This window comes from Seinonella peptonophila, assembly GCF_900129355.1.
In the GTDB taxonomy this organism is placed as follows: Bacteria; Bacillota; Bacilli; order Thermoactinomycetales; family Thermoactinomycetaceae; genus Seinonella; species Seinonella peptonophila.
Genome location: NZ_FQVL01000016.1, coordinates 12,937 through 35,019, shown reverse-complemented (window position 1 = coordinate 35,019; position 22,083 = coordinate 12,937). Strand labels below are relative to the sequence as shown.

The window sequence follows — 22,083 nt, the reverse complement described above, 5'->3', positions numbered from 1 at the left end:
TATGTCTATAGTAGTTTATTCAATGCAAACTAACCAAAAAAATAATACATCTTACTGTATCTTATCTACTTCCAGCAATCTTAAATGTTATAAAACAAGTGAATTTGAGTTTGTGGTTTTTGAAGATGTGAATAATAGGATGGGAGCATTAATAACGAAATGGATTGAAGAAGGCCAACAATTTCATGGTGAATTGCTTCAATCAATGAAAGGTTCATACTCCCTATTAGTATATGATAGAAAGAAAATGAAAATAGAAGTATTTAGAAGTTTGACAGCTAATCCGATATTCTATATTGAAGAAAATGACAAATTATATGTGTCTAATCATCTTCAATCATTGAGTCAATTTAGCAGAGATTTGGATGAAGATTATTTTCGCATGTATTTGCACACAGAGTTGACTGATATCGAACTAACACCTTATAAAGATATTAAACGTCTTTTACCAGGATTTAAAATGGTTAAAGATAAGAACCTGAGGTTAAAAACGAAGAAAAATTGTTTTTTTAAAAAGCTAGAAGTAGCTAACATGAATATTGAAGAGTATATTTTTATTTTTTCAAAAATATTAAAAGAGATTGTAGAGGATTCTGTTAATAACCAATCAGTTATTGGATGCGAAGTAAGTGGCGGATTAGACTCATCAAGCGTTTCTTGTTTAGTTAATCAATTAAAAAGTAAGGATGCACAATTGTATGGATATACCTATCTATTTAATCTGCTAAAAGATGGAAAATCAAATCGAGAAAAAGTAGATATTATATATGAAAATACAGATATGGCTCCGAAATATCTAAACCTATCTGATTATTGGTCTTTTAAAGACACAGAATATAATATTACAACGTATGATGAGCCTAGTCCTCTTATTTTGAATCTTGCAATGTACAGAGATCTTCACCAATATGCAAAAAAAATGAAAGGGAAAGTTCTTTTCTCAGGAGAGGGCGGAGATGAACTTCTCATGACAAGCTCACATTTTCTTCGTGATTTATTCTTTAGAGGAGAGATTAAACTGGTTTTTGATAAATTAATGGAGCAATCAAATAAAAGAAATCAACCGTTGTGGAAACTTTTCAGTATTCATATACTCCCAGCTCTATTACCTATAAAGTTAAGATATCGTCTTGAAGGCAAAATTAGAAAAAGAACTTGGCAGAATACAGGATTTGATCTTAACTGGTATCATACGCCTACCTGGATAGGTGACTGTCTTAAAAAAATTGATTATACCGAAGTAGAATCTGAAAGACAAAAGGTACGAGATGAAAATATCGAAGGTAGATATTTACGGGAAAATTTTGAGAGAATGATACTTGTGAATCCGTGCCCTTGGTTAAACAATAATATTAGCAGACCATTTGGTTTGTCTAGAATATACCCTTTTCGAGATGAAAGAATGATTGAATACCTATTCGCATTACCACCGACGATAAAACTAGAGATAAGTGAGAATAAAAGATGTATTAAGGAAGGACTTCAACACGTAATACCAAAAGAGACGTTAATAAGTCCTGATCGAAGTCGATTTATAGAAATATTTCGTAAAGGGTTTTATATAGAATCTAGGTTTGTAAATGAGTTGATTCAAACGTCTAGAGCTGTTGAATTGGGATGGATTGACAGAAATTTGCTACGAGATGCAGTCGAAAAATTTAAATACGGCTTTAATAATGAGGTAGGATTAATTTCAAAAACATTTGGGTTAGAACTTTGGCTCAGACATCAAGGATTCTAATTTAATTTGGAGATGATTATATGGTAAAAGTTGAGTCAACCTGGCAAAGAATAGGACTCTCTCAACCATTAGGTGAAGCTTCAGGACAAGATGTAGGTATTATAATTTTAGATGATATCGTTCCACATACTTGTATTAGTCATTTAAAAGGAAGAGTAAAACGGATTGAAGTAGATAAGGAAATGACTGTTACTTGCCAAGATATTTTTGAAGAACCATTTGTTGAAAAAGTATCAAGGTATTCGGAGCATGGACTAATGGTACTAAGCTTGTTAGCTCACGCACCGTTTAAGTGGAGAGGAAATACTCATTGTGGACTAGCTCCATCAGCAAATTTTGTTTTTCTTCCTACTACCAAACCGAAACGTATAGAAGCAGGCTTGAAGTGGATTTTGAAACAAAGTTGGGATACTAAGATTTTACTAAATTTATTGATTCCACAAGAAAGAGGATGGATGTCCCCAACTGAACGAGATCCTTATGTACAAGCTATACAACCAGCCTTAGATGCAGAATTGCTTGTCATTGCAGCTGGAGGTAATTCTCGTGTGCACAACAATCTACATCCGAAAAAGTTTTTCGTTGCAGGTGGTTTCAATGATAAAGGAGAAAGAAATTTCAGTGATTATGAGTTACATCCATCAGCATCTTCAGGATTAAATGGAGATGGTCATTGGAGACCAGATATATTAGCACCTTACACATACTTGCCTGTTCCAAGTTTTAAAGAAAAAGGAATTGACTATTTTGCAGGAACATGTGGTTGTTCAACGTTATTAGCAGGTTTTAGTGCATATCTTTATTCACGAATGCCAGATCTAACACCGAATGATTTACGCAGTGTTATAACGGAAACAGGGGACTCTCTGAATAATTTTCCAGCTCCCATTTTGAACGGAGATAAAGTGATACAAAGGTTAAAAGAAGGTTTTCGAAATAGACATTCGCCTTCTTATGAACCAAAAGTAGTGGTGACTGATGAAAAAAACTCGATATCATCTGTGAATTCTCTCGAAAGAGCACTGGCTTTAACAGAATTGATAAAAAAGAAGAAGTTAACAAGAGCAAGGATATGGGGATATACACAGGATGAATCTCCTATAGTGAAAAAAGTAGCTATAAGAGGTTTAGGTAATCCAATTGATGAAATGGAAAGAGAAAAGTATTGGCGTTTTCTTCATAAAGAATCGAGTGAATTTGGTGTAAAAGAAGATTGGGCGTACACACTATTACCAACAGCTTTCAAAGAAGAATTGCATCAATGGATAGGGATTGGTAAGTATTATTCAATAGATATTCAAATTTGTATTAACATGTTTTTGAGAAAGTTTTATCCAGATGCTCCCAAGTTAGAACCATCTCCTGACCCTGATCTTAAAGTGGTTCGTTCAATTATTCAGCCAGTGTTAGATTGGTATCAAACGATTCAGCAAAGCCAATAGTAGATGGTGCAACAGTATAATGGGATTTGATTGAATCTAATGAGCAGATTCATTATATGAAATTGATTTTTTGGAAAGTGCTTCGATGCCGGATTAACCTGATAAATTTAATCCCCTCAACGGAGACTGAAGGGAAAGTGGGAGATTACATTTCGGATTGATTGGTCCTATATACTTTCTAATTTTCCTGTGACACTGATTTTGGCGATCCTTTTTCCCAGTCTTCGTTGAACATCAATTTAATAAATTCTTGGTTTTCTATGGAAATTTGAATCTGTGTTTTTAACCATTCGTGTAATTGTGCTTCACGGTACGGATAATAGAATCAGCAATTTGCGCTCCGATTCGAATTATTCGTGAAGTGATTTTAAGGAACCTGGAAATCGAGGTGGTTGCTTTATCCATTCGGCAGCTATTTGTTTGAATTAAAAGAAAAAGGAGCTTTAATTATCGGGAATAAGCGTGCTGGAAAGACCACCACGACTATGTGGCAGTTTCTTTTGACAGATCAAGCAAGTTTGACCGAGTTGTTCTTTTGCAGTCGGAAGTCGATGTTCACATGTAAACATGGCCATTATCTATTAATTTAAGGATGGGAACACTGCAATCTACAATGACGACAATAAGTTTCGTCAAAAGCAAGATGAAGGATTGTGGCAGCAAGAAGTAGAAATCGAGATTAGTGTATAAGCAATTGAGTAAATCGTCAAAAGCTAGAATTAACACCTGTAGGAGTTTCTAATCTTCTGGGGGTAAACATACGAGAACATTCAAAAGTACAATTGATTATCTTTCCTATGTTGGCTATTTGTACAGGTGAATTACGAATCGGGGTAGCTGATGACCATTTTCAAGTTTTGTCAGCGAATCTGCGAAAGTCAGATGACGAGGAGCAGTCAATTAGGAGTTGTATTTATGATTGAAGGTGAAGTAAAAGAGGTAGTAAAACAATATTTTGAAAGAAATTTAATGAATCAAAGTGCTTATAAATACTTGGGATCACAAATTGAAAAAGCATTGTTGTTAGTTGTAGGTAGCTACTCTTCCGGAATGGCTCATTCTCAATCAGATTTGGATATCGAAATGATCGTTTCTGATGAGGCTTATAAAGAAATGTTGCTGATTTCTGGAAGTCCAAAGGCATTATGGGTTCATGATGAGGAATATTCGATACTAGTAGATATAAAGGTAAGGTCTTATAGTTGGCTTGAAAAAAAGTTGAATGGAGATCCTGAGTTTTTATGGGTTTATGAGCAAGCTATCTGTATTCAAGATCCAGGGCTCTTTAAAAGTTGGATTGATGAGTCTAGAAAACTTTTTAAAGAAAAATTGGATCAATATATCTTCAACAGCTATAAGGATTTGAAGATTGGAGTAACTCTAGATGATCAGAAAGATTTATTAGGAAGATATCTTATTAAAGCGAAGACAATAGAAGCGGCTCTAGTAATCCCGCTCCTATTGAATGAGCTTCCCTATCCATACCCTAAATGGCAAACGTGGTGGCTAATGAAACATGTAGATATAGGAGAAAAAATTGTTGGAATGTGTGAACTATTTACAACAAGGGATCAGACTTATCGGACTATCTTACATTTAATTAATGATCTTCTTGTTCAAAAAGGACACGGTGAGCTAACTAAAGATTTTTGGCGTAAGTTGTAGTTCAAAAAAAGTAATTAAGTATCTTTATCACCACTTTGTGATTACACATAACCATACAAACTATTATAACAGTTGTATGGTAGATAAATTAATTTGTAAATATATAAGGTTGAATTTTATTAGTTAAAGCTGTGTGTCTAATAGTAAACGTTTGCTTTGTAAAGAAACGCTGTAATAGTATTGAAAATAACCTCTCTACCAATGAAGAGGGTATTTCCTTTTATCAGCTCTAAACACTAAAATTCTTCATTTAATTCTTTTAAGTCGTCTTTGTTATCTTCATTATCAAGCATATTTCGAAAATCTATTACAGCTTGATGATCACTATAACCAGATGATTCAAGTGTATTCAATAAACGATAGGCCCTACTTTTGGCGTGCGGAGATTTTAACAATTTTGCTTTTCGATAAAACTCGAGCCCTGCCTCTACACTTTTTTCAATTTGCCCTAACATTAAATTAGCTCTTGCCCAATCTAGTGGAATCCAAGCATCTAACCAAATATTCGCTTCCAATGCTATCTGATTTTGAATTTCCTCTTTCATTGCTAATGTTGCCTCTGGATCATTAACTTCAAGATGACCATAGCTTTTTTCTGCTAGAACACCACTGAAACTATGAAAAACGAAATCAGTTCCATCACCATAGGTGAATTCTTCCATACTATTTGCTGTACGAATGGCAGCATTGATTGCCCTTTCGAATTTAACTTTCATTCCAGCACTTGCATAACATCTTGCCAGATAAGCATGAGTCACAACGATAATATGTTTAGATCCTCTTAAAGCCTCATCTCTCGCCAATTCTAGGTGATCAATTGCTTCTTCCTGCTTTCCCATTCTTTCTAGCTCTGTCCCAATATTTAAATAGCTCATTGCCAGCGTTGCTGGATGATCAATCGCCTTTGCTATTTCGTTCATCTTTCTGAATTTATCCAAAGCTTCTACATATCGCTGATTTTCTACATCAACTACCGCGTTTAAACGAAGTACTTGTGCATAAAGCATCTGAAAACGCTTGTCTAATCGTATTGGTGGTGGAGTATGCACATGAAGATATTCAAAAAGTCGATTTAGATCATTAACAGACTCTTCCACATAGGGTACAGACATTACACGGCGTAAACCCCATGTTCTTTTAATTAAGCTTTCAGCGGTGTTTAAAGTTTCCTCATACATATTAGTTCCCCTTATTATGGTAGTTGGATTATGTGGATTGTAATCAGATAGTCCTACCTTCCAAAGTGGTATTTGTAACAGATTACATAAACGACGTACTGTTTCCAAATCGGTAATTTTTTTTAAGCCTCGTTCTACATCTGAAACATAGTTCTCACTTACTCCAGTTCCACCACCTGATTTTGGCCATTTTTCTGCTAATTGAGCTTGGGTCATGTTCATCTTTTCTCTACCTTCTCGGATAGACATCCCATAATGATATTTCATATTCATCCACGCTCCAACCTATTAGTATGGATAGTCTATTCACTCGATATAGTAAATACAAACTATTCAGTTTGTTCTATCTCCTTTAGCCAATAACACCTGTTTACAATTACTATTGAAATCTACTTCTTGATTCACACTCATTGAAACCATCTTCAATTTTTCGTAAGAGTTTTTTTTCTTATAACAATTGATTAATCGATAAACATAAAATGGTTGTTTCAATAAAAACCACTTTGATATATGAGAATCTACATGATCGGATTTTCTTTCACCTGTTATAAAATATTCGCATACAGACTCATCCAGATATCACCTGGAGTGAAGATATGGGAGACATTACGATTTTAGATAGGCGGTCTGGTGAATATTTTAGTTTTAATCGAACGGGTGGAGTCATTTTTTTGTGCTTACTAACATCATCATCTGAAGATCAAGCTATGTCAAAAGCGTCCAAAGTGTTAGCAGTTGAGTTGAATGAATTAAAGATTTCTTTTCAAGAATTTCGTAATCAATTACTTACAGAGGAAATCTTGATAAAAGTCAAATTGTAGATTAGGTAGGGAGAGGGTAATCAATGGATGAGATGAAGTCGACTTCTATGTATCAGTTAATGAAACTACAGTATAAGCGGGTTTTGCTAGGGGTCTTATTTATGACCTTCGGAGTCGGGATTCAATTACTATCGCCTTGGGTTATGAAAATATTAGTTGATCAAGCAATTCCTCAAAAGAAACAAACGTTATTGTATGGATTGATTCTCATATTGGCGCTCTCTCCGTTTTTGGTAACATCGTTAGGTGCGATTCGGAATCAAATGACTCATTATATTGGTGGATATGTGACAGATCAATTTCGGCGACTTATTTTTAGGAAATTGACTCGATTGTCTCCAACAACATATTATCAATTCCGCTCAGGTGAGATAGCCAATCGAATCTATAGTTGTGGTGAAATTGGAGATTCACTCATTTCTCAGACCATCGTTCCAGCTATTTTTGATACATGTATGTTAGTTGGGATTACTGGGGTAATGTTTTATATGAATTGGAAAATGACCATTGTGATTTTATTTATGCTACCTATTTTATACATCCTTACTCAAATATTTACTAATAAAGCTCGTCCGAAGATTGATCAAATTATTCAGATGCAACAAGAACTAAGTGGATATTCCACAGAATTTGTAAGTGGGCTTAAAACTGTACAAAAGTTCAATCAAGCAGAGCGTGAACATGAGTATCAAGACCACTGGATTAACAAGTATCGGAAGCTACGTAATCGGGCTGCATTTTTTGATAACTTTACTACGCTAATCGTAGATTTTGGTAGGGCCTTGGGTTTAGGAATCGTGTTTTCATATGGCGCAATCCAAATTATGAAAGGTCATATGACAGTGGGTTCATTAATCGCGTTTTCTGTATACTTCCCTCAAATGTTTGGTTCGCTTCAAGAGGTACAAACAGCTTATATGAGAACGGAGTTAACGAAACCAAAGGTAAAGTTGATTTACGAAATTCTACAATTACCCGATGAGATTGTGTACCTTCCAAGAGAACACAGTCAAGTTGAAGGAAAAATCAAGTTCGATCAGGTTTCTTTTTCTTATGATGATGGGAGAGGGGAAATCTCAGATATGAGTTTTACCATTCTTCCTGGGGAATTTATTGGGATTGTGGGTCCAACGGGGAGTGGAAAATCTACACTTTTAGATTTAATCATGCGATTTTATCAACCACAAAAAGGTAGAATATTCCTTGATGGTAAAGACATCGCTTCCTACTCCTACGAAGATTTACGCTCGCAGATAGGACTTGTTTCTCAGGATGTTTTTTTATGGAATCAATCCATTTTATATAATTTAAAGTACGCGAATCCAGAAGCGACAGAGAAAGAAATTAAGATGTGTTGTGAAAAAGCGCAGATTCTTGAGTTTATACAAGAACTACCTGATGGATTTGATACAATCATTGGGGAACGTGGCGTAAAATTATCGGGTGGAGAAAAACAACGGTTGGGGATTGCTCAAGTATTGCTTCGAAAACCTCAGATATTATTAATGGATGAACCCACATCTGCTTTAGACGCAAATACAGAGGCATTACTACAACGCCAGTTAAAGAATATCTTTCTTGGAAAGACAGTGTTGGTAGTTGCGCATCGATTAGCCACTGTTCGGGACGCGGATCGGATTTTTGTATTGAAAGATGGTCGGCTGATTGAGATGGGTACTCACGAAGAATTAATGAAAAATCAATCATTGTACTATCGTCTTTTCAACGAACAGTATAAAGAAAAATAGAGTTACCTGGAGTCATTAGAAATAATGTTAAATGAGATCGGATCCTTCAAGTGGTTGATTAATAACTATTACCTGCACAAAACACCAAACATGAATTATAGATAATTAGCAGATGAAACTGTCAAGTAAACAATTGATGTCATTAAAATTGTGATTACTTTCTCTTTATTATGTGAATTTGTTATCGTTTTTTTCTCAGTTTATCCTATCATGACATAGTAAATTGGAAATCCTTTTGGATTTATCGAACAAGATTTATTAGTTGCGATTCCAATAGGAGGTTAGAGATAATGGTTAATCATGAACATGTTTACAATGAGTTAGCTGGAAAGTATGATCTTTTGATATCCAGACAAGCAGATATACTTGATATAATAGAATCTATTAGACCAATCGAAGGATTGGATGTTATTGATTTGGGGGCAGGCTCAGGGCGACTTACATCGGTTTTAGCTCCGAGGGTGAAATCGGTCCTTGCCCTAGATTCGTCAGTTGAAATGTTAAAAATAAATGCAAAAAAATTGAACGAGAAAGGTCTCTCTAATTGGAAAACACAAGTTGCTGATCATCGTAGAATCCCAGTAGAAGATCATAGTATAGATTTAATTGTAGCGGGATGGACTATTTGCTATGTAGGAAGTTCCAATGTATCAAATAACGAACAAAATATCGAAAATACGATTCAGGAAATGAAACGCGTTCTCCGTCCGAATGGCACAATTATTATCTTTGAGACATTAGGTACTGGATACAAAGAACCTAATCCACCTGACTATTTGAAACAGTATTATTTCTTGCTTGAGGATCAATATAAATTTTTACATCAATGGATCCGATTAGACTACCAATTCAAAAACCTAAAGGAAGCTGAAGATTTAACTAGATTCTTTTTTGGAGATAAACTAGCTAATAGGGTAGTAAAGGAAAGATTAGTCCACTTACCTGAGTGTACGGGTATTTGGTGGTTAACTAAGTGAGAATGGAACAGATTATGGATGCCATTAGGGCGCAGCAAATCAAATATTTAGGCTGGCTAAAAATATCGAATCATTCTGATTAGTAATCGGTTGAAAATGAACTCCTCATGACTGATATTATCAAGATTAAACTAATTGAAAGAATGGTTGCAAAAACATCAAAGCGAGCTAGATGAATTAATTTAAACAGTGCAATTGGAATAACCATCAATAGTAAGAGTTGATGGTTATTCACTCTTCCAGCATTGTTCAAACTGCCATCCTTGGAATTGCGTTTTTTCTAGAATGTCCATAAAAGAATCAGTAGCAAAAAAAGGAGCTGGTGATTGAGGTAAACGGAAAAATAAAGGTTCTTTTACTTGTTCTTTATGAAAATCATACTTATCGATTAGCATTGGTTGTTTTGGATATGGGTATATGGTGCTTTGATCGATGTTAAGTGCATGATAGGGCTTTAATACATGATATGCGTAGTATATACCATTCTCACTGGACATTGGTAAGAGTTCGCCGTATGGAATTAGTAGTGGAGCTAAAAGTTCAATTGATTGTTCATGCAATAAGGGAATAGATGGTGTAAGAAAAGTGAGTTCACCATAGGATAGCTCTTGTTCTTTAAGACCTGTTGTTAGTGAGAACTGTTGGGAATTCCATTCAGACTTCCAAGAGTGATCGTTTGAATTATGTAGAAGTTGAAACAGTGGTTGTGGATCTTTTAACTGGAATAAGCAATAACGACGATTACGGAATACCCGATAGACGGACAGCATAACTGATCCTCCATTTCTATAGATCTTGCTGGCTACTTTTCCAAACCGGGATAAAACGCAAACCATTTAACTGGTATTTCTTGACGACCTTAACAAACTGATCTGTTACAAAAATGCGTGAGGAAGATTCGGGAATTTGGAAAAGATATTGATCTTTAATTAGGTGAGGTTTAAAAACCAGTTTATGGAAATTCGCAATTTCTCCATTGCTAGGGTAACGTCGGACGATCGATTGTTCCAAATCAAGAGCAGGTATCTTTTTGAGCAAATGATAAAAGTAGATCTCTTTCTCATGATTGTGGATGGGTAAAAACTCACCTGTTTTAGAAAGGATTTGTTCAAGGAGAATTTTGGTTGAAGCATCGAACAATAGGATCTCTGGTAAAAACAATTGCATGCTAGCATATGGAAATTGTATCGTTTCCTCATTCGTCTGTACATGAAATGGAAAATGAGACCATACATGATGTAGAGGATAATCCCAATAGGTTTTTAATAAGTCGAAAAGTATGGTTTGATTGTATCTTGAAGATACATAATGGGCATAATCCCATGTTCGATAAGATTTTTCATTACGTAGTTGATATACCTCTGCCAAAGATAAATCGCTCCTTTCTGAAGGCTCGCTTTGATTGTATCATACTTTGAATTTAGAATATAATGAATGAACAAAGTCCAATGTTCTATTCAATTCATTATAATTTTAATTTCTACGATAAAATAGTTCGTTACGTTTCTAATCAAGGTAGAAAAAAAGAGGTTATCATCAGCGTGAAAACATCAGATAAAAATGCACAAACATTGACAAGTAAGCAAATTAGGAGTCGATCTGGAGAGATATTAGGAAAGAATTTAGCGAAAAATGAGGAGTTTGCAATTCAAAATCATGCTGCTCACCATATCATTCCGCTGGCAGACGGTCGAATCAAAGCTGCACGTGATGTTCGGGAACTATTTGATGAATTCTTTCCTCCAGAAGAATATCAATATTTACCTTTAGAAGAATGGCCAATTAATCAACATTTTAATGGAGTTTGGATGCGAAGCAGCAATCTTCATGAGTTAGAAGAAAAAGAAATTCCCCATACCATTACTCATGATGAGGATTATTATAACGAATTGTATGAACGGCTAAGGGGTGCAAGTACAAAAGAAGAATTTTTAGCAGAGTTAAATTTTATCAAGGAAGATATTGAGCAAAATCATTTTTGGGATCATGATCCAGAAAAATTATCAGAGATTGAAAGCTATCGGCAGCAAAAAATAGAAGAACAACAAATCCTGGATCGATATGAAGATGACTTTGATCAATCTTTAGATGAATTAAAAGCGCTAAAGGATACATGGACAAAAAAAGAAGAAACCGCGGCAATGTCAAAAGTACAAGATGAGTTTTCAAGCATATTAGAGCTATATGAAGTAGCAAAAGAAGAAAAGAACCCAGACTTGTTTGATCAATTTTTGTTAGATGAAGTTCCATCAAATGAGATAATTAAAGAAGAGAGTAGAGAAGAAGTGATTACTACACTTCACGGTATTATCAATGAACAAGGCTTTATTCCTTATGAACACTCGGTCTCTCCGTCAGATATTGAATATTTAAAGAAAGAGGCTAAAGGAAAAGCTGCCAAATTGAAAACTAAGTTTCAATCGAAATTAAAACATGGAACAAAGCGTGAAATCGACTTGGAGAATATTCATCTAAAGGATGATATAAGAGAGAGATAAGTTTTATAAAAGATTTTGTAGGAGTAGCGTCAGGAAAATGCAGATTTACAACTTTAAGCCCATGTTCCTGATGATTCTCTCATTTTTGTCAATACCAAGAAGGTTTTAATGATTTTAAAAAATCTTATGATACCACTTTCCCCGAATTAAAACGGTATTCTTCTAGTAAATTGATATGTTCCCATCCTAAAGGTGACATATGGTGCAATAAGTCTTCAATAAAAACTACCTGATTGTTTAGATATTCAACTGCTTTGTTAGATGTAGAGTATTCCAGATACTGATAGCATTGATGAATTATGTTTAAGGCACTGGCTCTTTGCAGATGTTATATGACATACCTAAAAACCCAATTTCACATTTCCTAAACTGTGACAAGGCGTTTTTTGGTTGGAAGGAATTTGTAATTTTTTATAGATTAATTATGAAGATGATCAGATAATAAATTTTTACACATAAGGAGATAAAATTATGGCAAAAAACAAATTACTAAGAATGGACAATGTCGGCATTGTTGTAGAATCCCTTGATGATGCAATTTCTTTCTTCGAGGAGATTGGATTGAAACTCGAAGGGCGAACCACAGTTGAAGGTGAATGGGCTGGTCGCGTAACTGGACTGGGTTCTCAGTGCGTAGAGATTGCGATGATGGTTACCCCAGATGGCCACAGCCGACTTGAACTTTCGCGATTTCTCAACCCACCTACTATATCAGATCACCGGAATGCTCCTGTAAACGCACTTGGTTATCTACGTGTTATGTTCACCGTTGAAGACATTGACGAAATGGTATCCAGACTCACTAAGTATGGTGCTCAGCTCGTTGGCGAAGTGATTCAGTTTGAGGACTCGTATCGGCTCTGCTACATTCGTGGAACCGAAGGACTTCTAATCGGTTTGGCGGAACAACTCGGTAACAAATAAGTTAGTGACGTTTTATAAAAAGACTTTACTGAAATATACATTACTGAAGTAAAATTGAAACAGAAAAGCAGTATGAAAGTAATGCTAAGAAGTCGGATACGTCATATAACACAGTATTCACGCTGCAGAAGATGGCAATATGGCTGCTACTGCAGCTGCCTCTTGGCTATATATGTCCGTCAAAGGATTAAGCATTTTAAGAGAATTCCCTTGTATTTCGCTCACAGAAAGCAGGATCATTGCACACGATTAATTCGTAATGTCGTTGAAAAGTATAGGATAGGGGCAAGTTTTGCGGTTGTCCCAAATACATTGAGAATATTGAGGCATTCATGTAGAATGAGATTATGGATGCAAGGAAATTCCGAAAAGTTAAGGTTTATTTCTTGGACTGAAAGATTGTCAGGTTTCAAAATAGCAGATCATTTAATAAAGTAAATCCCCTCAATGGAGACTGAAGGGAATGATTAAGATTTCTAATTGAATAGTTTGTTTTACCAATTGTTGATTAGGTCATCTTTTGACTTGATGTAAGCTTGATTGAATCAACTGCCATAATACTTGTTCGAGGATACGGATTTCATCATGTGCTGGTTGCTGATCCTCAAGATGATAAAGTGTTTGGATAATGGATATGCTGGCAGCTCCAAAAATGGCAGTCGCTGTTTGATAGTGCCGTAAAGTATGAGGTTGTTTCTCTGCAAGAATGGATGCGATAAACTCTATATACTTTCTAATTTTCCTGCGACATTGCTTTTGGCGATCTTTTTTTCCAAAACCTTCGTTGAACATCAACTTAATAAATTCTTGATTTTCTATGGAAAACTGAATATGTGCTTTTAACCATGCGTGTAATTGTGATTCACGATGTTGATGGCTTTCAATACTAGTTTTCGTATAGTCGATAAGCTGATCCATTCCATGATTCATTATAAATTTAAATAGTTCCTCTTTTCCATTCTTAAAGTGGTAATAAATAGTTCCTTTGGCTACTCCAGCTTGTTGTGCAATATCATCAATGGTTGCTTGGTCGAAACCACGATTCGCAAATTCTTGTATAGCGCCATGAAATATTTGATCAGCGGTACTCATCAGGAACACCTATTGCATCAAGAACAAGCTCTACAATCTTTTGTTCTTCTTCTTTCGATAATTTACGATCACCCAAGCAAAAAGTTATATCCTCTATATCAAAGTCATCAGAAATAGCGCCCTCGTTTGAAAGATTACGAAGAAGTAATTCCATTGGAATCTTCAAAGCAACTTTCATAATGAGTATCTCTCTTAGACTTGGTTGGCTTATGCCTTCTTCCCATTCTCGAATGATATTTACAGGTTGCTGCACAATGGATGCCAGTTGATTTTCGCTCAAATGATTGAAAATACGTTGCTCAAAAATAAGTGTGGCTAACGACATGAACATTTTCCTCTCTTACAAAATATGTAATGATTATAAATCATATTTTCCGTACTAGCAATAATATTCGATAAATGATATGGTGACTCATTGACTTTTTATACTGATAATAGTAAATTATCTAAATAGTTGATAGTGGAAATGAAGTGGGAATCAACAGAGAGGAGTTTTCATTGAAGATTCAATCTCACCACATTTTCATTGTTTTTTGGTCCCTCGTCAGTATTTTGATCATTGTGAGCCTATTGTATAAATGGTGGAAGCAGAGAAAGCAAAAGGAATTACAGGTTGTTCATATTAGTATTCGTTTTTGGTGGTTAATGGTTGGCATTTTTCTAATTGCAGTGATCATCCACTCTAGACTTTCAGTTGCTTTTTTTGGTTTGATTAGTTTTTTGGCGTTAAAGGAATTTTTTACACTTATCCCTAATGCAAGAGCGCATCGAAGGGTGCTTTTTTTTGCTTATCTAGCTATTCCAACCCAATTTTACTGGATCTATATCAAGTGGTATGGCATGTTCATTATTTACATTCCAGTATATATGTTTCTATTGATACCTTTCATGGTCAGTTTAACAGGGGATAGTCACCGATTCTTACGTTCTGTGGGATCGATTCATTGGGGATTGATGTTGATGGTTTTTAGTATCAGTCATATCTCTTATCTATTTATTCTTCCTCCTTCTTCAGAAGTCAATTATGAGGGAGCGGGTCTATTGCTTTATGTGCTGATCTTAACTCGTGTAAATGACACAGCACATTTTTTGATAGGGAGGAGGTGGGGGAGACATTCACTTGCTTCACCCCAAACTAAAACTTGGGAAGGCTTTACAGGAGGAATGATTGTAACAATAAGTATGTCTTATTTATTAGCCCCGATGTTAACCCCTTTGAACGCCATTCATTCTTTGTTTTGTGGTTTCATTTTGAGCATAGGAGGGTTTATGGGAGCAGTCAATATTTCTTCTTTGAAATATGATTTAGGAGTGAAACCAGAGGAACTCATTCCTGGTCATGGTGGAGTGCTAAGTCGATTAGATAGCTTAATGTTTAATGCACCTATTTTCTTTCATTATATGCACTACTTCTATTATTAAGAGAAATACAGGAGTGTGTATGAGGTTACTGCAAATTTTGTTTTTCTTGCTCATTGTTCGTCCCATTTTGTTTATCATTTTAGGAGTCAATATTCGAAACAAGGAAGGTCTTCCTAAAAAAGGTCCAGCTATTATAGTGGCTAACCACAACTCCCATTTGGACACTTTGTTGTTAATGTCGTTATTTCCTTTTTATATGTTGCATCAAATTCGCCCGATTGCTGCTGCTGACTATTTCTTACGAAAAAAATGGATTTCATGGTTTTCACTTAATATCATGAACATACTTCCGCTTGAACGCCAAAAATGGAGGAAGATCGATCAATTATTCGCAGAAGTATATAAGGCGTTGGCTAAAGGAGAAATTGTCATCTTATATCCTGAAGGAACTCGTGGTGAGCCTGAACAGTTACAAAGATATAAATCAGGGATATATCATTTAATGAAGAAATTAAATGAAGTTCCGATCTACCCTGTCTTTATACACGGTTTTGGGAAAGCATTGCCAAAAGGAGATCCAGTTTTAGTTCCTTTATTCGTAGATGTTTTTGTAGGTGAGAAATTCTTTTGTAGAAATGATAGAAAGCCATTTATGGAGGAATTGAACCATCGAATGAGTTCGCTTGCGAATATGGGAAATTTTTCGGAATGGGATTAAACAGATCCAAAGTTAGACGTCCGATCCAATTGGGAAATAAGGGATTGGACGTTTTTGCTCTAGGAGTGATTTAAATGAAAATGGCTGAAATCTCTAATACATTATTATTTGTAAAAACGTATTCAGCAATACTTGTCACGTCTTCTGTAGAATCTTTTATTATTTTTATTTTTTTATCAGAGGCTTTTTCGAGTTTAGGAAGAATGATCTCAATTCATTCCTTTTACTTATTCCAACACTATATGTTATCTGTTCGAGCTTACGCATGTTATCAACTATTTTATTGCCTCTTAAGAAACCTAAGAACCTTCCTGCTTTACCTTCCAAATTTAAATTTTCCAATTCCATTAAACCTAGGCTATCAAGAGTATATTGTTTTAGTTGCTATTATGTAGCAATAGATCAGTAACCAGACTTGATTTTTTCTTCATTCGACATATTGTTCCTCAATGAATAAGTAATTTTATAGGTGTTATTTTTTTCAGATTATTCATTTATATTGATTTGTTTTTGTCTTTATCTAAAGCAAAATAAAGAAATGCTGATTTGTTTACATAGAGTTAATCAGGAATAGGGAGTTGATTGTATGAAGGATTACTTGTTTGCGTTGGAAATTTTCGTTAATGAGAGACAATTACATCTCTTCTATTTGTTTCAAGGAAAAAGATATTCCTGGGAGCAATACAAGAGAGATGAAAAAAGATATGGACCAAAGCCTTTTTCAGACAATAACTTTTGTGCAAATTCTTTTATCTCTGATTGGGTTAGTTATGTTGAATCTGAGTTTAATAATATACTCATATATTCCACTTCTAAAAAATACATGAATCGATCAGTATTAGCCAATTGCATGGTTGAATTAGACCAGTTAAGTCGAGGGCAATGCCTTTTAAAATTTCTAAGATAGGTCAAGATACAGACACAACGGTTACTTTAGTGCCTGTAATGAATGTAAATGCACTGTTGGATACACAAAAATCTAATTTTGAAGCTACAGCGGGACAGAAATTCAACTATGATTTATTTTCCAAAGTTTTGTTTGTGAAATCAGAAGAACATATGATAAAGGATCTTACTAAAATCAGATTTGATGTTACCCGAATCGGTTTTGAAGTTCCTGAAGTGGATGAAGTGAAGACAGATGAAGAAGTGAAAGAAGCAGCTAATGATTTGCCTTTTTAAGGAGGCTTGAATATGCAAACATCACAAGATTATTCATAACAAGATTATTCATATGAGAGGAAATTACAAGAACCTAGGTTAATTCAACCAGGTTCTTTTGTTTTTACTTTTGAGGATTTAGGTGAATTTATTCTTTTGATCAAAAAGGATTGTGAGCAGCAGGCGTTCAACGTAGCATATGAAGCCTTTATCAATGGATTAAGAACTGCGCTTAATTTTGATGAATGTGATGATATCGACAATTGGTAAATGGAAGCCTACGGGCTTCTTTTTTGTTTGTCTAAAACAGCTTTTGGAGGTTATTCAATTGATCAAAATCGAGAAATGGTTAGAACATGAAATTCGGTTTGTTTTAGGTGAAGATGGTGAATGGTGGGCAGTTGCTAAAGATGTAGCTGAAGCGTTGGGTTATCGTGATTCAAACGATATGACAAAACGTATGGATCAGCAGGAGATACAATCTTTCAATTGGAAGAAAAAGCAAACCGAAGATTACGCGGGTTGCTTTCGAGACTATAAATATAAACCCCAAGTACCTATCATTTCGGAATTTGGGATTTATGAGGCAATACTAAATTCTAGACGTGAGGAAGCAATCGAATTTAAAAAGTGGGTTAAACAGCTCTTAAAAACCTTACGACAACAATCAGGTCTTAAGGGTTTTGCAGTCTTCCGAATGATGGATAAAGAACATCAAAAGAACGCGATGGATCAGATCAGCCAAATTCGAAATGCAAAACCTAAGCATTACATGAAAGCAAATTCAATCGCAAACAAAGTTGTGTCTGATAATTATGGATTTGAAAAGATGATTAAAAAAGATGAAATGACTCCAGAAATGTTGCGTGATCGACAACCAGTTTTAGATGACACTGTTGATCTAATGAAAGTAGAAGAGAATTTAGGATTGGATGTATCTGTAAAAGAAGCAGTTAGGGAAAAATGGATCAAATCATAGATCAAAGGGTACCGATTTGGGTACTCTTTTTCAATTTAAGGAAAGGTGAAAACAAATGTTAATCCTCGAAAAGCGAAAGCCAAATAAGCGTAAACGATTGGTAATCATCGATATCAAGGATTGGAACGGAGAAGACGCTGATTATATCAAAGTTGGGGATGAATTAAAGACTTTTGATCAGATGTTAATTGAATTGAGTTAATAATCAAGACCTCCTATTGGGGGTCTTTTTCATGTCAACTAAATAGATACATGGGGGAAGCACCATGAACAATCTGAATTCTGAATATGTAACCTTGGCTAAAAAGTATAGTCAATTTAAGGATATCGGTTCCTTTAATAGCTCAATCCGGCAACATTTGTACAACAAGAAGCACAACCTCACTAAATCAGCAATAACCATCTACAAAATCCTTGCTCGTTTCGCTGCTAAATACGTTGGTTGTGCGTTTCTAAAGATCAATTCAATAGCCGAGAAGGCGGAACTATCTAGAAGTACCGTTATTTGATCCTTGAAGTTACTAGAAGAGCTAGAGATGATTTCAAAGCATCATATGATGCGTACTAAATCAGGTGGGAATGGTGCTAACCTCTATGTGTTTAGATCGTACATCAAAGAAGCTGAAGAAGTAAAAGACACTCCGAATATGGAACTCCGAGAGGAACCCGAAAACACAGAAAATATAAACGTTGAACCTCAAAATTCGGAACCTGAAACAGAAATCTATCAAAACATAGATATAAAGATAATTAATAAACGTATTTGTAGCCCGTATGAAAGATTTAAATCGATTTGTTTTTCTTTTATAGAGGACAAGAAATTACTTTATCGATTGTATGGAGTCTACTTAGGACAAATCAAGTATCTCAAAGATGCTTACCTTGAATCTGAATTACTAGAAGCTGGAATCTATGCCTTGCGTACTGCTTTTATGAAAACAAAGAAGATGAACATCAAGAATCTCCCTGGATACTTTCATGTGGTTTTATCTAAATGTCTTGATCGACTTTATGAGGAAGCTATGACCGATTATTGAGGAAAACGACTGATAGACGCATAACAGCTCGCGGTTCGAGGTCATTCCTGTGAAGGAACAGACCGATCACGCGAGCTGAAGGCCCTCAGATGAGGGGATGGTCTTAGAGAGGACTCTCGTCTCAGGAAATCGTGGTGAGAACCCAAATAGACTCGATGACAGTGATCAGCCCGGTGATCACCACGAAAGCTCCGGAAATTCGGTACTCACGGTCTCGGCACATCATGACCCCGAAAAAGGTCAAGAAGAGCCCCAGGAGCAGGAACGAGATTATCAAGAACAACTAAAACTCCCTAAGTCGAGCGGCTGAGTCCAACTAGGGCTAGAAGCTTCACTAGGTGGACAATTGACAATGTACTATGCTCTTTTAGGTAATCACAATTAGGCAGTTTGTTCAATGGAATTTTTAGTAAGTACAATAGGAGATTGATATTGTGTATTCAAAATTTAGTAATGGTGAAAGTCCATTTGAAAAACTAAGTAAAGACGGTCTAAAGAACCCAAAGATATATTTGGAAGGTTCATATGATACTAAATATTGCAGATATTTCCAAGCAATGGGGATTACTAGGAGGTGATCGAGTGGACTATAAAGAGCAATTTAAAATAGATGTATCAATGCTGTTAGAAGAAAATGAGACCGACCGCGAGTTTAGAATTAAGAAAATACAGAAATTTATTGATGGATATATAGATCAAGTACCCAGAGATGAAAAATACCCACAAAATGAAATTCCTGACACAAGCCAACTTGAACGGTTGGCTAATTTTATTCTGAAGGAAGAATTTGAGGATAAGGACACATGGAAAAGGAACCGACATGAGTACCCTATATTAACAGATTATCAACTAAAAAGACGACATAATAAGGAAATTTTAATCAGTCGTCTGACCAACGATTCAGGAGAATGTCACATAGGGACAGATGGGATTGATTACTCAACTCGTAATAAAAAGATACCCATTAAAGAGCAGTTAAGACGGGAATGGTATCCAATATGGAAACAAAATCGAGAACGGATTTATGGGGTTGAGGATGAGTTTATAAAGGCGGCTAATAGCGAACGGAAACGGAAGGAAAGGGAGAGTAAAAGAGCTGGGGAAGTAGTTGTGTATTACAATTGATATGGAATAAAAAGATAACCATCATTGAAACGATGGTTATCTTAATAAGAATTTACAATTCGCTATGTGATATCATCATCTCCATGGAATTTATTCATTAATCTCACCTCCTTCATCTAATTCTACGGCAAGACGAAATAGTTCATTTAGGTTTTGATTGTACATGTTTTGGTCAGTTTCTTTCAATAGTTTCCCTAATTCTAAAATGGTTTTATACTCAAGATTTCTTAAGTTATGTTTTTTAGATAGCTTTAAGGCTTGTTCAAAGTGTTCATTTGCTTCTTCGTATTCCTTCAAATGATAACAACTTATTCCAATTGTGAGTTTAGCTTGTATATATCGCAATATATGCGTTTTACTAATGTCAATATTAGCGAGCGATGATTGCAGCAGATTTTTAGCTTTTCTCCACTTTTTTTGTTGGTTATATATCTCAGCTAGTTCCTTGTCGACCACAATAAGTTGATGTTTTTTATTATGGTGGCTCAGTAAGAATTTTGCTGTTTCCAAATATCCAATAGCTAACGAATTTTTATGCATGGATTTTGTGATTATTCCTAGCGTTTTCCATAGCTCTCCTGCTCGTCCATGCTTATTATTTTGTATAGCTATTTCTAGTCCTTTTTCAATGGATTCGATTGCTTTACGATATTGACCAGATTTTTTTCTGAGGATCGCATTTACATCATACATATTTAAAATGACATCAACATGTTCAATTTGATGAACCTCATTTTTCAGGTTGTTTAATATGTCTTGTGCTTTTTCGTTTTTATTGAGTAACTCAAGGTATACAGCTTGGTTCATTAGAATAACATGTTTTAGAAATTTCCGCATTCCATTATCAATAAATGATTCTTCTGCTCTTTTAGCAAACTTCAGTGCATTAGTAAAGTTACTTTTTTTATATTCAATCGACCCTAGTTCCACAAAAGCATTAGCTTTAATATTAGACTTGAGTGCGTATTCAGGGTGATTTTCAATGGATTGTATAGCTTTTTCGAAGTAATTTTCTGCTTCGTTTACATTGCCCTTTAATAAATATATTTTTGCTCTTAAAAAATGTTGGGTGGCCTTTAATGGATGAGATGGATGTAAATCTAGTTCTTTTAGCTTTTCTAAGGCTAATTTAGGGTGATTGTCTCTGATCATATTTTCGATGATCAGTAATTTTAGTTTAAGAGGCTTGTCTTGATCCTTTTCAACCGTTTGGGTGTCTAGCATTGGTGATTTACTAAAGTCAAATCCCAAAATTCCACAATATTTTTTAATCATTTTGAGTCCAACTGAAGGATGACCATTTTCTATTTTGCTCGCCGAAGCACCTGATAAACCCATTGAGTCAATGTCTTTAATAATTAAATTTTTACTTTTTCGTAATTGCCTCAGTTGTTCCCCAAGAGCTTTACGATCCAAATCCATTTAAATCACCTCTTGTTGAGAAAGTTTATTTTTTTTTGCGAAAAGATGGCGTTTAGCAGTATTTTCCGGAAAACAAGAAATTATACGTGTGTAATTTCGTGAATTTATTGTTTTTAGAATAGTAAAAAACGAAAATTAACGAAAAACAATCTATTTTTACGATTTGTTATACTTTGTTTTATTGTAGCAAAAA

General features: G+C 35.0%; 23 protein-coding genes and 1 pseudogene. 17 read left to right on the top strand and 7 right to left on the bottom strand.

What is annotated here, in order from left to right:
• Position 1 precedes the first annotated feature (1 nt).
• The 3 genes from BUB71_RS16845 to BUB71_RS16835 all read left to right on the top strand — a co-directional run bounded on the left by BUB71_RS16845 (position 2) and on the right by BUB71_RS16835 (position 4,848).
• Positions 2–1,741 (top strand): asparagine synthase-related protein, encoded by a 1,740-nt coding sequence (locus BUB71_RS16845; protein WP_073157681.1) that lies wholly within the window; start codon positions 2–4, stop codon positions 1,739–1,741.
• Positions 1,742–1,761: 20 nt separating this feature from the next.
• Positions 1,762–3,183: a S8 family serine peptidase gene (locus tag BUB71_RS16840; RefSeq protein ID WP_073157677.1), complete on the top strand. Its 1,422-nt coding sequence runs from the start codon at positions 1,762–1,764 to the stop codon at positions 3,181–3,183.
• A gap of 915 nt (positions 3,184–4,098) precedes the next feature.
• A complete protein-coding gene (locus tag BUB71_RS16835; protein WP_073157674.1) occupies positions 4,099–4,848 on the top strand; it encodes a nucleotidyltransferase domain-containing protein in 750 nt (249 codons plus the stop codon).
• A 236-nt stretch (positions 4,849–5,084) separates the two neighbouring features.
• Here the strand turns inward: BUB71_RS16835 and BUB71_RS16830 are convergent, their stop codons facing one another.
• Positions 5,085–6,299, bottom strand: coding sequence for a helix-turn-helix domain-containing protein (locus BUB71_RS16830; RefSeq protein WP_073157670.1), 1,215 nt, complete (start codon positions 6,297–6,299; stop codon positions 5,085–5,087).
• 323 nt (positions 6,300–6,622) lie between these two features.
• Between BUB71_RS16830 and BUB71_RS16825 the strand changes: the two genes are divergently transcribed.
• The 3 genes from BUB71_RS16825 (at position 6,623) to BUB71_RS16815 (ending at position 9,572) form a co-directional block, all read left to right on the top strand.
• Positions 6,623–6,847 carry a hypothetical protein gene (locus BUB71_RS16825; RefSeq protein WP_073157665.1) on the top strand — a complete coding sequence of 75 codons (225 nt, stop codon included), beginning with the start codon at positions 6,623–6,625 and terminating at the stop codon, positions 6,845–6,847.
• Positions 6,848–6,870: 23 nt separating this feature from the next.
• Complete coding sequence (locus BUB71_RS16820; RefSeq protein WP_073157662.1) at positions 6,871–8,595, top strand: ABC transporter ATP-binding protein; 1,725 nt, start codon at positions 6,871–6,873, stop codon at positions 8,593–8,595.
• 290 nt (positions 8,596–8,885) lie between these two features.
• Positions 8,886–9,572, top strand: coding sequence for a class I SAM-dependent methyltransferase (locus BUB71_RS16815; RefSeq protein ID WP_073157659.1), 687 nt, complete (start codon positions 8,886–8,888; stop codon positions 9,570–9,572).
• Positions 9,573–9,799: 227 nt separating this feature from the next.
• Here the strand turns inward: BUB71_RS16815 and BUB71_RS16810 are convergent, their stop codons facing one another.
• Complete coding sequence (locus BUB71_RS16810) at positions 9,800–10,342, bottom strand: imm11 family protein (RefSeq protein ID WP_073157656.1); 543 nt, start codon at positions 10,340–10,342, stop codon at positions 9,800–9,802.
• 16 nt (positions 10,343–10,358) lie between these two features.
• Positions 10,359–10,940, bottom strand: coding sequence for an imm11 family protein (locus tag BUB71_RS16805; protein WP_073157652.1), 582 nt, complete (start codon positions 10,938–10,940; stop codon positions 10,359–10,361).
• Between the two features lie 173 nt (positions 10,941–11,113).
• Here BUB71_RS16805 and BUB71_RS16800 point away from each other — a divergent pair, with 173 nt between their 5' ends.
• The gene (locus tag BUB71_RS16800) at positions 11,114–12,070 is read left to right on the top strand and encodes an AHH domain-containing protein (RefSeq protein ID WP_073157649.1); all 957 of its coding nucleotides are present in this window, start codon (positions 11,114–11,116) and stop codon (positions 12,068–12,070) included.
• A 166-nt stretch (positions 12,071–12,236) separates the two neighbouring features.
• Here the strand turns inward: BUB71_RS16800 and BUB71_RS16795 are convergent.
• A pseudogene (locus BUB71_RS16795) lies at positions 12,237–12,395 on the bottom strand (Tn3 family transposase); the annotation flags it as partial.
• A 146-nt stretch (positions 12,396–12,541) separates the two neighbouring features.
• Here BUB71_RS16795 and BUB71_RS16790 point away from each other — a divergent pair.
• The gene (locus tag BUB71_RS16790; RefSeq protein WP_073157645.1) at positions 12,542–12,994 is read left to right on the top strand and encodes a VOC family protein; all 453 of its coding nucleotides are present in this window, start codon (positions 12,542–12,544) and stop codon (positions 12,992–12,994) included.
• 513 nt (positions 12,995–13,507) lie between these two features.
• Here the strand turns inward: BUB71_RS16790 and BUB71_RS16785 are convergent.
• Entirely contained in the window at positions 13,508–14,086 is a 579-nt protein-coding gene (locus BUB71_RS16785) for a TetR/AcrR family transcriptional regulator (protein ID WP_073157642.1), read from the bottom strand.
• Positions 14,073–14,411: a hypothetical protein gene (locus tag BUB71_RS16780; protein WP_073157639.1), complete on the bottom strand. Its 339-nt coding sequence runs from the start codon at positions 14,409–14,411 to the stop codon at positions 14,073–14,075. The genes BUB71_RS16785 and BUB71_RS16780 overlap by 14 nt, the downstream gene beginning before the upstream one ends.
• Positions 14,412–14,584: 173 nt before the next feature.
• Between BUB71_RS16780 and BUB71_RS16775 the strand changes: the two genes are divergently transcribed.
• From BUB71_RS16775 to BUB71_RS16735, 9 genes are all read left to right on the top strand, one after another.
• Positions 14,585–15,508: a phosphatidate cytidylyltransferase gene (locus BUB71_RS16775; protein ID WP_139279166.1), complete on the top strand. Its 924-nt coding sequence runs from the start codon at positions 14,585–14,587 to the stop codon at positions 15,506–15,508.
• A 19-nt stretch (positions 15,509–15,527) separates the two neighbouring features.
• On the top strand, positions 15,528–16,166 hold the full coding sequence (locus BUB71_RS16770) for a lysophospholipid acyltransferase family protein (protein ID WP_073157635.1): 639 nt from the start codon (positions 15,528–15,530) through the stop codon (positions 16,164–16,166).
• An 882-nt stretch (positions 16,167–17,048) separates the two neighbouring features.
• A complete protein-coding gene (locus tag BUB71_RS16755) occupies positions 17,049–17,348 on the top strand; it encodes a hypothetical protein (protein WP_073157626.1) in 300 nt (99 codons plus the stop codon).
• Positions 17,349–17,655: 307 nt separating this feature from the next.
• A complete protein-coding gene (locus BUB71_RS16750; protein ID WP_245815689.1) occupies positions 17,656–18,306 on the top strand; it encodes a BRO-N domain-containing protein in 651 nt (216 codons plus the stop codon).
• 55 nt (positions 18,307–18,361) lie between these two features.
• Entirely contained in the window at positions 18,362–18,508 is a 147-nt protein-coding gene (locus BUB71_RS19775) for a hypothetical protein (protein WP_175552411.1), read from the top strand.
• A 64-nt stretch (positions 18,509–18,572) separates the two neighbouring features.
• Positions 18,573–18,815 carry a helix-turn-helix domain-containing protein gene (locus BUB71_RS20475; protein WP_084731745.1) on the top strand — a complete coding sequence of 81 codons (243 nt, stop codon included), beginning with the start codon at positions 18,573–18,575 and terminating at the stop codon, positions 18,813–18,815.
• A 27-nt stretch (positions 18,816–18,842) separates the two neighbouring features.
• Positions 18,843–19,343, top strand: coding sequence for a hypothetical protein (locus BUB71_RS16745; RefSeq protein WP_139279165.1), 501 nt, complete (start codon positions 18,843–18,845; stop codon positions 19,341–19,343).
• Between the two features lie 97 nt (positions 19,344–19,440).
• Entirely contained in the window at positions 19,441–19,653 is a 213-nt protein-coding gene (locus tag BUB71_RS16740; protein WP_073157623.1) for a hypothetical protein, read from the top strand.
• A gap of 215 nt (positions 19,654–19,868) precedes the next feature.
• The gene (locus BUB71_RS16735; protein ID WP_139279164.1) at positions 19,869–20,468 is read left to right on the top strand and encodes a hypothetical protein; all 600 of its coding nucleotides are present in this window, start codon (positions 19,869–19,871) and stop codon (positions 20,466–20,468) included.
• Between the two features lie 90 nt (positions 20,469–20,558).
• Here BUB71_RS16735 and BUB71_RS16730 read toward each other — a convergent pair whose 3' ends face one another.
• Complete coding sequence (locus BUB71_RS16730; RefSeq protein ID WP_073157615.1) at positions 20,559–21,890, bottom strand: helix-turn-helix domain-containing protein; 1,332 nt, start codon at positions 21,888–21,890, stop codon at positions 20,559–20,561.
• Positions 21,891–22,083: the final 193 nt, after the last annotated feature.